Consider the following 12003-nt stretch of genomic DNA (forward strand, 5'->3'; position numbering starts at 1 on the left):
GATGCTATAATAAATAAATACATATTTTGAAAGGCGGGGTGCCCTGTGGCAGATTTTTGTAAACGCATCAACATCATATGCGGTCATTATGGCAGCGGCAAAACCAACCTTGCTGTAAACCTTGCGGTTGATTTAAAAAAGCAGGGTAAAGATGTAACGCTGGTAGACCTAGACATAGTAAATCCATACTTCCGCTCGGCGGATTTTAACGATAGTTTAAACGAAAACGGCATTCATACCATCAGCCCAACCTATGCTAACACCAACCTCGATATCCCTGCACTTACTGCGGATATTCATGCAGTGTTTGGGCAGAAAGAACGTACGGTTGTTATCGACGTGGGCGGTGATGATGCAGGCGCTGCCGCAATGGGGCGTTATGCACGTATGGTGCTGGATGACGGAGACTATACCTATCTTTATGTTATCAATCAGTATCGTTATCTAACACGTACCCCCGGCGAAGCTGTAGAAATCCTGCGTGATATCGAGCAGATTTCACGCCTAACTGCTACGGGCATCGTCAACAATTCCAATGTTTCTTATCAGACTACATCTGATACCATAACGTCTTCTTTAGAATATGCTCAAACGGTAGCACAGCTTGCAGACATCCCTTTGGTTGCCACCGCTTACGACAGACGTTTGGAGAAGGAGATTATTTCGAGGGGCAATGTTCCAAATGGTTATCCGTTGGACATTTTCGTAAAGCCCCCATGGGAAGAAAAAACGAACATTCAGTTATAATTATGGAGGTGTCATCTATGGCAAAAGTAACCATCAGCGAGATTACTTGTAAAGGTTGCGGTTTGTGTGTCAGTGTTTGTCCTAAAAAGATTATAGAATTGGACAAAAGCAGGCTCAACCCCAAAGGCTACCATCCCGCTCAGGTCATCGACCTTGAAAAATGCATTGCATGTGCTATGTGTGCAATGATGTGTCCCGACAGTGCAATTAAAGTAGAAAAGTAGAAAGGTAGTGCAGAAATGGCTGATAAAGTATTAATGAAGGGCAACGAAGCGCTCGCGGAAGCCGCAATTAAATGCGGTTGCCACAGCTTCTTCGGCTACCCGATTACACCTCAGACCGAGGTTGCTGCATATATGGCAAAACGTCTGCCTAAAATCGGCGGTACATACCTGCAGGCAGAGTCAGAAATCAGTGCAATTAACATGGTTTTGGGCGCAGCATCCGCAGGTGTTCGTGCTATGACTTCTTCATCCTCTCCCGGTATCTCGCTCAAATGCGAGGGTATCTCCTACATTGCAGGTTCCGACCTGCCTTGTCTCATTATCAACGTCCAGCGCGGCGGCCCGGGGCTTGGCGGCATTCAGCCTGCACAAAGCGATTATTGGCAGGCAACCCGTGCACCCGGCCATGGAGATTTACACATCTTGGTGTTCGCTCCCTCTACTATTCAAGAGATGGTTGACCTCGTCTACGACGCATTTGACAAAGCAGATAAATACAGAATGCCTGCTATGATTCTTGCCGATGGTATGCTCGGCCAGATGATGGAGCCTGTTACATTCCCAGAAAAAGAGGTTACCGAGTTTATTGATAAACCTTGGGCTACCAACGGTCATCAGAATAAGCGTGAACACAATGTTGTTAATTCTCTGTATTTGCAGGCTAAAGAATTAGAGAAAACGATTGTAGACCGCTTTAAGAAATACGATGTTATCAAAGAGAACGAGCAACGTGCCGAAGAATATATGGTTGAAGATGCCGACATTGTTCTGGTTGCCTACGGTGCAACCGCGCGTATTGCGCAAAGTGCTGTTAAAACCGCACGCGGGCAGGGCATCAAAGCGGGTCTTATCCGCCCCATTACCGTATGGCCGTTCCCCGATAAAGCCATTGATAAGGCATGTGCTACTTCTAAAAACTTCCTATGCGTCGAAATGAGCATGGGCCAAATGGTAGACGATGTACGCCTTGCTGTAAACGGCAGAAAACCGGTGCATTTCTTTGGTCACACCGGCGGTGTCATCCCCACACCTGCTGAGGTGCTTGAGCAAATTAAAACAATTGCAGGAGGTGCTAAATAATGGCAGTAGTATATGAAAAATCCCATGCACTTACCGATGCTGTGCTGCATTATTGCCCCGGCTGCACCCATGGTATCATTCACAAGTTGGTTGCAGAGGTTATAGATGAATTGCAGTGCGAGGGCGATACCGTAGGTGTTGCGCCTGTTGGTTGCGCTGTTATGGCATACAACTATTTTAAATGCGATATGGTAGAGGCGCCTCATGGCAGAGCACCTGCGGTTGCAACCGGTTTAAAACGCAGCCTGCCCAATAACGTCATCTTTACCTATCAGGGCGACGGCGACCTTGCCGCAATCGGCACCGCAGAAACCGTCCATGCTGCTACCCGCGGCGAAAACATTACCATCATTTTCGTTAACAACTGTATTTACGGTATGACAGGCGGCCAAATGGCTCCCACAACACTGCCCGGTCAGGTTACACAAACCACACCTTACGGCCGTGACGTTGCTGCTGCGGGCTATCCTATCCGTATGTCCGAGATGCTCGCTACTCTCGACGGTACTGCTTATGCAGAGCGTGTTTCGGTGGATTCGGTCCCTAACATCCGTAAAGCAAAAGCTGCCATTAAAAAAGCTTTCCAGACTCAGGTTGACAAAAAAGGCTTTTCTATTGTAGAAGTCCTGTCCACCTGTCCTACCAACTGGGGGCTAACACCTGTTGAGGCACTTGGCTGGCTGCGCGACAATATGATTCCTTACTATCCTCTTGGCGTTTATAAAGATAAAACAGGAGGGGACAAATAATGGCTTCTTATAATATGGTAATGGCAGGCTTTGGTGGCCAGGGTGTTCTGTTTTCGGGCAAGGTAATTGCTTATGCCGGCTTGATTGAAGACCAAAGTGTTTCGTGGTTGCCGTCTTACGGCCCTGAAATGCGCGGTGGCACAGCAAACTGTTCTATCTGTGTTTCCGACGAGCCAATCGGTTCTCCGTTGGTTGTAACCCCCAACGTGCTCATCGCAATGAACGCACCATCCTACGATCGGTTTATTGATGCGGTAGAGGCTGGCGGCACTGCTATCATAGATAGTACATTGGTGACCAAGAAATGTGACAGAACCGATATTAACGTGTTTTACGTTCCTGCAACCGAGCTCGCATCCGAAAAAGGGCTCGAAGGGCTTGCAAATATTATTCTTGTCGGCAAACTGCTCAAAGAAACTGGCTTTGCTCAATACGAATCGGTGCGCAAGGCAATTGATAAGTGCGTTTCTGCAAGAAAACAGCACCTTAAGGTGAAAAATATCGAGGCAATCGATTTAGGTATGTCCCTGTAAAGTACAAATAACTTATGTAAGAGCCATTTGCTATGTGCAGATGGCTCTTATTTTTGTTAACACGGGGCAGATGCTTTTTGGCACTTACCATGATATAATTATTTTAAAGAATTTAGCTTTAAAACCCATACAGGAGGAACCCATGCTGCAATTTATTATTGGAACAACCGGCAGCGGTAAAACAACGTTGCTGCGCCAAAAAGTTTGCGAAAGCGTGCGTGCGGGCAAGCAAGCCATCGTTATAGTGCCCGAACAGCACTCGTTTGAAACCGAAAAAACCCTGTATGAAATGCTGGGAGCACGGCTTGCCATCCATGCCGAAGTTCTCAGCTTTACGCGCCTGTGCAACCGTATTTTTCGCTGTTACGGCGGGCTTGCGGGCGATTATATCGATGACAGCGCCCGCCTTTTGCTTATGAGCCTTACTCTGGAGGAACTATCCGATACTCTTGAACTTTACTCCAATAAAACAAACCGTATGCGCTTTGTAGAATCTATGGTATCGCAAGTCAGCGAATTTAAAAATGCAGGCATCACGCCCGAACAGCTCGAACAGTTTGCCCAGCAAACTGGAGAAGAAGAGGGACTTGCAAAAAAAACAGGAGAACTTGCCTCAATTTACCGTGTTTATCAGGCAATGATTGACCGCAGCTACAAAGATGCAGAAGACGATATCACCCGTGCTTGTGGGTATCTTGAGAGTGAACCGTTCTTTGCCGATTATGATGTGTTTATCGATTCTTTTAAGTCTTTTACAGCCGCAGAACACCTCATACTCGACCATATATTTTCAAAATCTCTCCTGGTCACCGTTACACTTTGTACCGATAGTTTAGAGGAACATGAAGATGATTTAGGTTTGTTTTCGCTTGTAAAAAAAACAGCCGCCCGTCTTAAGCGCATTGCAAAAAATAACAGCGTGCAAGAGCTGCCGCTGATTCGTTTAAACCATCACTACCGTTACCAGAACGATGAATTAGTACATTTAGAGCAAAATGTTTTTCGTTCCCATCCAGTTCCATACAATAAGCCGTGTGGCAACATCCAGCTTGTTGAAGCGCAAAATCAGTACGATGAGGTAGAATATGTTGCCGCTTGCATACGTGAGGCGGTGCGAAAAAGCGACGTGCGTTACCGCGATATAGCCGTAATTGGGAGAGATCTTTCCTCCTATACGCAGGCGTTCGAGAGCGTTTTTGAACGCTACGAAATTCCTTATTTTATGGATAGCCGTGAGGATATTACAGGAAAGCCCCTTACCGCTGCTGTTTTGCATGCGGTAGATGCCGTATGTCGTAATTTTGATACGGATGGAATTATGGCTTTACTAAAAACTGCATTGCTGGGTATTTCTTCACAAGAAATTGGTGAGCTTGAAAACTACTGTTTTGTTTGGGATGTAAAAGGACAAGCGTGGCGCCAAGGTTTTACCATGAACCCCTCAGGCTATGGAGAGTTCAGCGAAAAGGATAAAACACAACTTGCTCACCTCAACCAGCTTCGCATCCAAATCATCACACCGTTGGAGGAACTTTTTACTTCAATACAGCGGTGCAACGGTGCAGGTTTTGCGGCGGCGGTGTTTCGTTACCTTGAGCAATCGGGCATTTTAAATAGGTTGCGCCACGCACAAGAGGATGACCCCATTGCAGGCGATTGTGTTCAGCTCTACGATACAGTTGTTGATTTGCTTGACCAATTTGCGGCGGCTCTTGGCGGTGCAAACCTTACGGCACAACAATACTCTGAGCTATTGCGCATGGTGCTTTGTTCGGTTGATATCGGCAGTATTCCTCAAACGCTCGATCAGGTTATCATCGGCTCTGCCGACCGTATCCGCCTTTCATCCCCCAAGCTAACTTTTCTGGTAGGTGCAAACGATGGGGTTTTTCCCGCAGTATACAAATCGAGTGGCATTTTATCAGATGCGGAGCGAGATCAAATGATTCGTTCTGGGCTTGAAATATCCAACACAGCCGAAAGCAAATCGCTGGATGAAACCTTTTGTGCGTATGCGGCATTATGCAGCCCGTCTCAACAACTTACGGTCTGTTATGCCTGCTCCACCATCAAAGGCGAAAGCCTCTACCCTTCGGTCATAGTAAAAAATCTTCGTACGGTATTACCGTTTGTTAACAAAATATCTGCCGATGAGCAAGACCACATGCTTTACATACAAAACAATAAAACTGCTTTTGACGTATTTTGCTCGGTTTTACGACAGGATAACCAGTTTACAGCTTCACTCAAATCTTATTTAGAAGAACAGGGGATGGGTACGCGGGTTCAGCGTTTGCTTAACCCGGCTAAAGCAAGCGAATATCAACTAACAAACAGCAAAACTATTTTTAAGCTTTACGGCAAAGATATAAGCCTTTCGGCATCTCGTCTTGACCAATTTTACCAGTGTAAAATGGCATACTTTTGCCGTTATGGTTTAAGCATTAAGCCGCGCCGCCGTGCCGAGCTGTCTCCGATGGAATCTGGTACGCTGGTGCATTTTGTGTTGCAAGCTTTGCTCTCGCAATACGATGATATTTGCAGTGCAGTGTTGGATGAAGAAAAACTGCGCAAGGATATCCATAACCTGTTGTGGCAGTATGTCGATGAAAAAATGGGAGGCAAAGAGAGTAAGCCTGCGCGGTTTACCTATTTGTTTAAACGGTTGGAAGATACCTTGCTAAAACTATTGCAGCACTTGGCAAAAGAGTTTGCAAACAGCCAATTCCGCCCTGTGTATTTTGAACTTCCCATTAAAAAGTCGCAAAATAAAACCGACGATAACAGCGAAAATATGTACATTGCCGCTTTAGAATTCCCAACTGCCGCAGGCGGTACGGTTGCGGTTGAGGGTGTGGTTGACCGCGTAGACGTGATGGACAAAAATGACAAAAAGTATATACGCGTAGTCGACTACAAATCGGGCAGCAAAACGTTTCACCTTACTGATATTTACTGCGGGCTGAACCTGCAAATGCTCATTTACCTTTTTACGTTAAGAAGAAACGGCCAAGGCAGCCTTGCAGAAGCTGCCCCTGCGGGTATTTTATATATGCCTGCCAAAACAAAATACACCTCGCTAGCCCGTGGTACAGATGCTGAAGAAGCAGAAAAAGAGCAGATGAAAACCCTTAAAATGAACGGTTTACTGCTCGATAATCCCGAATCTCTACTGGGTATGGAACGCGACGGCGAGGGAGTTTTTATCCCTGTTACAATTCAAGAAAAAGAGAAGACCTCAGGCAAAGGGAAGGATAAAACAACCGAAATTATTACCGAGATTAAAGGAGATATTGCAACTTTGGCAGAATTGGGCAAACTCGAACAATACGTTGAAAAAATGGTTGTAGATATGGCAAACACTTTACACAGCGGTGCTATTGGTGCTGTGCCAACGTATACCAGCCAATATAATGCCACCTGCGAATACTGCGATTATCGTGAGGTATGTGGGCACGAAGAGGGCGATCTTACAAATAAAGTGGACGATATAAAAAACAAATCTGATTTTTTTGATAGAATTGATGCAGAAAAGCAAGCACAGCAAGCGGACAACGACGCAGAGGAGGTGCAACAGGATGGCGAAGATTAACTGGACACCCGAACAAGCCGCCGCTATCCATGCAAGAGGCGGTTCTTTGCTGGTTTCGGCTGCGGCAGGCAGCGGTAAAACTGCGGTGCTTTCACAGCGCGTAATCGAGCGGATTACTGACCGTAAAAACCCTGTGGATATAGACCGTATGCTTATTGTTACCTATACGAAAGCAGCAGCACAACAAATGCGCGAAAAAATCAGTAGCAAACTGCAAAAACTGCTTGAACCTGTGCCAAACGATGCCGACCTTGAGTACGACGACACGCTCTGCCCCGATACTGCTTTGCTCAAACGCCAGCAGATTTTGCTTGCAAAGGCACACATCAGCACAATTCATTCGTTTTGTTTTGATCTTATCAAACAGCATGTTCAACTGCTTCCGCTTTCACCCGATATAACCATTGCAGAAGACAGCGAACTTGGCAACCTGCGTGAAGAAGCACTGAAGCAATGTATAGAGGAATATTATGCAGGTGAAAAGGGGAATGACTTTACAGAGCTTGCTGACCTAATCAGTTCAGGGCGCGATGACCGCAATTTGTTCGAAACCGTATATAAGCTGTATGATTTTATTCGTTCTCACCCTTTTTATGAAGATTGGCTTGCCGAAAAGCTGCAAATGTACAATAATACCGCCAACGTTTGTCAAACGGTATGGGGCGAAATCATATTATCTTACACTGCCGATTCTTTGCTTTATTGTATAGAAATTTTAGAAGAAGCTGTCATTCTCATCTGCGATAACGAAAAGATGGAGGCTGCCTATAAAAACACGTTTCAAACAGACCTTGGCAATGTAAAGCAAATAGTAGAACTTGTTTCTCAAAAAAAACATACTGCCAGCCATTGGGATGAAATTGCATCTCTTTTAACCACTGCAAAAGCGCTTACACCACTTGGCGGGCGGGTTATGGGCGAAAAAGACAACCCTGCAAAACAGCGCGTGGATGCTATTCGTAAAGAAGTAAAAAAAATACTAGAAAAACTTGCCGACCGTTTGTTTTCTGCTACAGCGTCCGAATTCGAGGAGGACATTAATACCCTGCGTCCGCAGATTGAACTGCTTTTTTCACTTACTCTTTCTTTTTCAGCGCGCCTTGATGCTCTTAAGCGTGAACGGCGTTTGGTCGATTTTTCTGACCTTGAACATTTTACACTTGCCCTTCTTTACGATGAACCTCAAAAGGGTGTGCATGTAAAGTCTGCTCTTGCTCAAGAGGTATCCCAAAACTTCGATGAAATTATGATTGACGAGTACCAAGATACCAACGAGGCACAAAACATGATATTCAGCGCACTTGCCCTTACCGACGAAAACGGCAGCGAAAAAAATCTTTTTTTAGTGGGCGATGTTAAACAAAGCATCTACCGTTTTAGACAGGCAATGCCTGAAATTTTTATGGAGAAAAAGCGCATTTATGCACCCTATAACGGTGAAGATTTTCCATCAAAAATCAATTTGGGTGCCAATTTTCGCAGCCGCATCGGTATTACAGATGCAGTGAATTTTGTGTTTTCTCAACTGATGAGCGAAAAACTCGGTGAGCTGGATTACAATGAGGATGAGGCGCTGATTCCGCGTGCTGATTACCCCGAAACGAATGAAATTGCTACCGAAATACAAATTATTGATACAACCGACGACAGCAGTGAAGACGCAAAAATTGTGTTGGAGGCACGCTATGTTGCACGCCGCATTGCAGAAATGATAACGGACGGTTATCTGATTTACGACAGTGAAGAAAAACTCTATCGCCCTGCACGGCAAAGCGACTTTTGTGTACTTTTACGTTCTAAAAAAGATAAAATCAGTACATTTGTGAAAGAGCTTCAGGCAAATGGCATTCATGCATGGGCAGAGGTGCAAGGAGGGTATCTCGCTTCGCGTGAAATTTCTGTCATGCTCTCTTTCCTTCGTGTACTCGATAACCCGCTTCTTGATGTTCCTCTTACCGCGGTTATGCTTTCTGAACTGTTTGCATTTACACCGGATGAAGTCGCACAGGTGCGTCTGATTGACCGCAACAGTCCGCTTTATCTTTGCATTTGCAAGGCTGCAGACCAAGGGGACGAAAAGTGTGCCGCTCTGGCAGAATCTATAAAAAAATACAGTGCGGCAGCGGTTACCTTGCCTATCGACCATCTCATCTTGCGTATTTACCGCGAAACCGATTATCTCTCGCTTGTGTCTGCTATGGCAATGGGCGAAAACCGCAAGGCGAACCTGCGCTTACTTGCCGAATACGCCGCAAGCTTCAGCAAAGCGGGGCACAAAGGTTTGTGCAGTTTTGTGCGATTTATCGACAAAGTTACACAGCGCGGCGATGATTTTGCACCTGCAAACACTCTTGGTGAAAGTGCAGATGTAGTACGGGTAATGACCATCCACCGTTCCAAGGGGTTGGAATTTCCTGTTGTATTTCTTTCCGATACAGCAAAAGGGCATAATACCGTCGATTACACAATGGCAAGAACGATTCTTCACTCTACCTTAGGCTTTGCCTGCCGCAGGCGCGACCCTGTGTTAATGAAAGAGTTCACCACAATTCCAATGGAGGCACTCAAACTGGAAAGTGAACGATCTTCATTGTCGGAGGAACTCCGCGTGCTGTATGTTGCTATGACACGCGCCAAAGAAAAGCTGATTATTACCATGACGCAGGATAAACGGCTTGATGGAACGCTAAAAGCACTTTCCGGCGGTATTACGGAGGAAAAACAAATTTCTTCGTATCTCGTGCGCAAGTGCAAGAGTTTTGCCGACTGGATTTTGATGTGTGCTTTGCGTCACCCCGATGGTGCCCCGTTACGTGGCAAAATAGCCTTAGATGACAGCAGAGTGCTGTGGGAGAATTCACGCTTGCTGGTTGAATTCAACCAACCGCTTTCTCCCAACGCCGAGCAGGAATGCGAACAGCTTTCCATCACTGCAGAGCCTGTACCTTGCCTAATCGATGAAATCAGAAATCGTGCAAGTTACAGTTACCCCTATGCGGCAGCCACTCAAGTGCCTGCCAAAATGGGCGTATCCTCAATTGCACACCGCGAAAGCAACCAAAGCTTTCGGTTTAACCGCATACCTAAATTTCTTTCAAAAAAAGAGCTTACGGGTGCTCAACGCGGCTCTGCATTGCACCAGTTTATGCAATTTGCCGATTATGCATCAGCAAGCGCCGATGCTGCCGCTGAGGTGGAGCGTGTTACACAATTGGGCTTCATTACCCAAGTTCAGCGCGAATGTATTGATATAAAGCAGGTACAAAAGTTTTTTGCCTCTCCGCTTTATCGTCGTATCGCCGCTTCGCAGGATGTCCGCCGTGAACTGCGGTTTTTATCGCAACTGCAGGCTAATGAAATCGGTTTTGATGATGCCGATTGCTCTGATACCGTTACAGTGCAGGGGGTTGCCGATTGTATTTTTATCGAAGACGGCGCTTGTGTCATTGTAGATTATAAAACCGATGCAGTAAAAGACGCACAAGAGCTGGAGCAACGCTATTCAGCACAACTTACCTTATATAAAAAGATAATAGAAGAAAGCCTGCATTTGTCTGTTAAGCAGTGCATTTTGTATTCTTTTGCGTTAAATATGGAAATTCCGCTCAAACTTTAAGCATAGCAAACAGTTTCAAACAGTTTAGATATTTTCTTTTTTATTGTTAGATAAAACTTGACAACAGTGAATACATCTGTTAAACTATTGTAGAAAACAAAGTAGAACAGCAATTCGTTCTCACCTGTACGCAGGAGCGTTACATGGTCAATACCAATGCGAAACCCTTAACAGGGCGTTAGTGTGTATTGCGGTGCGCGGACGAATTTTAGTCCGCGCTTTGTTCATTTTATAAGAGCTTTATGGAGGTGCTTAACATTAGCAACAAGGAACTACTGATTAATGAGGAGATTAGAGACAAGGAAATCAGAGTCATCGGTGCAGAAGGCGAACAGCTAGGGGTACTGCAAACCAGAGATGCGATGAATCTGGCAATTGAAAAAAATCTAGATTTAGTAAAGATCGCTCCTCAGGCAACGCCGCCCGTATGCCGCATTATGGACTACGGTAAATACCGTTTCGAGCAAACGAAACGTGAAAAAGAGGCAAGAAAAAATCAGAAGACCATTGATACCAAAGAGGTACGCCTATCACTGAATATTGATACGCACGATTTTGAAACCAAACTCAACAATGCCATCAAGTTTTTGAAGAGCGGTGATAAGGTCAAAGTTGCAATTCGATTCAGAGGTCGTGAAATGGCACATGCTCATTTGGGCGAAGGTCAGATGAAAAAATTTGCCGAGGCGTGTGCCGAAGTGGGTACTGTTGACAAGCTGCCGAAGATGGAAGGCCGTAGTATGGTCATGTTCATTACGTCGAAGCTCTCAAAGTAATTCTTAAAGGGAGGATACATTCTCATGCCTAAGTTAAAAACACATTCCGGTGCAAAAAAACGTTTTAAAATGTCTGCAACCGGCAAAGTAAAACGCGCTCATGCGAACAAATCTCATTTGCTCAACGGTCATGGAAAAACTACAAAGCTAAAAAGAGGTCTGCGTAAAGCAGCTTATGCTGATAAGACCAACGTTAAAGCTATCAAACTGTTGCTGCCTTACAAATAGTAGGCAATTTTAAAACTTATTATATTTAGAAAGACCAAAACGGAGGTATATAGATATGGCTCGTGTAAAGGGAGCAACGATGACTCGCAAGAGAAGAAAGAAAGTTCTCAAACTTGCCAAAGGTTATTTTGGTGGCAAAAGCAGACTTTTTAAAACTGCAAAACAGGCAGTAATGAAATCCGGTAACTATGCATTTGCCGGCAGAAAACAAAAGAAGAGAAGCTTCCGCAGCTTGTGGATTACTAGAATTTCTGCTGCTTGCCGCTTGAATGATACAAACTACTCTACATTCATGAACGGACTGAAAAAAGCTGGCGTAACTCTGAACAGAAAAATGCTGTCAGAGATCGCAATCAATGATGCTGCTGCTTTTACCGCATTGGTAGAAAAAGCAAAAGCTGCCCTGTAATAATTGATATTGCCGCCCGTGTTTTATATGGCACGGGCGCATTTTCAAT

Annotated in this window: 10 protein-coding genes; all 10 read left to right on the plus strand. The window is 45.1% G+C overall.

Translation table 11 applies throughout. The features are described from left to right. The first annotated feature begins 45 nt into the window (after positions 1-45). The 10 genes from EDD70_RS06130 to rplT all read left to right on the plus strand — a co-directional run bounded on the left by EDD70_RS06130 (position 46) and on the right by rplT (position 11954). Positions 46-747, plus strand: a complete 702-nt coding sequence (locus EDD70_RS06130) for a nucleotide-binding protein (protein ID WP_092751946.1) — start codon at positions 46-48, stop codon at positions 745-747. A gap of 17 nt (positions 748-764) precedes the next feature. Continuing rightward, a complete protein-coding gene (locus tag EDD70_RS06135; RefSeq protein ID WP_092751944.1) occupies positions 765-971 on the plus strand; it encodes a 4Fe-4S dicluster domain-containing protein in 207 nt (68 codons plus the stop codon). Between the two features lie 15 nt (positions 972-986). Next, complete coding sequence (locus tag EDD70_RS06140) at positions 987-2051, plus strand: 3-methyl-2-oxobutanoate dehydrogenase subunit VorB (protein ID WP_092751942.1); 1065 nt, start codon at positions 987-989, stop codon at positions 2049-2051. Continuing rightward, positions 2051-2800 (plus strand): thiamine pyrophosphate-dependent enzyme, encoded by a 750-nt coding sequence (locus EDD70_RS06145; protein WP_092751940.1) that lies wholly within the window; start codon positions 2051-2053, stop codon positions 2798-2800. The genes EDD70_RS06140 and EDD70_RS06145 overlap by 1 nt, the downstream gene beginning before the upstream one ends. Next, entirely contained in the window at positions 2800-3333 is a 534-nt protein-coding gene (locus EDD70_RS06150; protein ID WP_092751938.1) for a 2-oxoacid:acceptor oxidoreductase family protein, read from the plus strand. The genes EDD70_RS06145 and EDD70_RS06150 overlap by 1 nt, the downstream gene beginning before the upstream one ends. A gap of 142 nt (positions 3334-3475) precedes the next feature. Next, positions 3476-6925, plus strand: coding sequence for a PD-(D/E)XK nuclease family protein (locus EDD70_RS06155; RefSeq protein WP_162840793.1), 3450 nt, complete (start codon positions 3476-3478; stop codon positions 6923-6925). Next, positions 6912-10541 (plus strand): helicase-exonuclease AddAB subunit AddA, encoded by a 3630-nt coding sequence (addA, locus tag EDD70_RS06160; protein WP_162840792.1) that lies wholly within the window; start codon positions 6912-6914, stop codon positions 10539-10541. The genes EDD70_RS06155 and addA overlap by 14 nt, the downstream gene beginning before the upstream one ends. 242 nt (positions 10542-10783) lie before the next feature. After that, positions 10784-11317 (plus strand): translation initiation factor IF-3, encoded by a 534-nt coding sequence (gene infC / locus EDD70_RS06165; protein WP_092751930.1) that lies wholly within the window; start codon positions 10784-10786, stop codon positions 11315-11317. Positions 11318-11341: 24 nt separating this feature from the next. Beyond that, the gene (rpmI, locus tag EDD70_RS06170) at positions 11342-11545 is read left to right on the plus strand and encodes a 50S ribosomal protein L35 (protein WP_092751928.1); all 204 of its coding nucleotides are present in this window, start codon (positions 11342-11344) and stop codon (positions 11543-11545) included. 55 nt (positions 11546-11600) lie between these two features. Next, on the plus strand, positions 11601-11954 hold the full coding sequence (gene rplT / locus EDD70_RS06175; RefSeq protein ID WP_092751926.1) for a 50S ribosomal protein L20: 354 nt from the start codon (positions 11601-11603) through the stop codon (positions 11952-11954). Positions 11955-12003: the final 49 nt, after the last annotated feature.

It is taken from the genome of Hydrogenoanaerobacterium saccharovorans (genome assembly GCF_003814745.1).
GTDB lineage: Bacteria > Bacillota > Clostridia > Oscillospirales > Ruminococcaceae > Hydrogenoanaerobacterium > Hydrogenoanaerobacterium saccharovorans.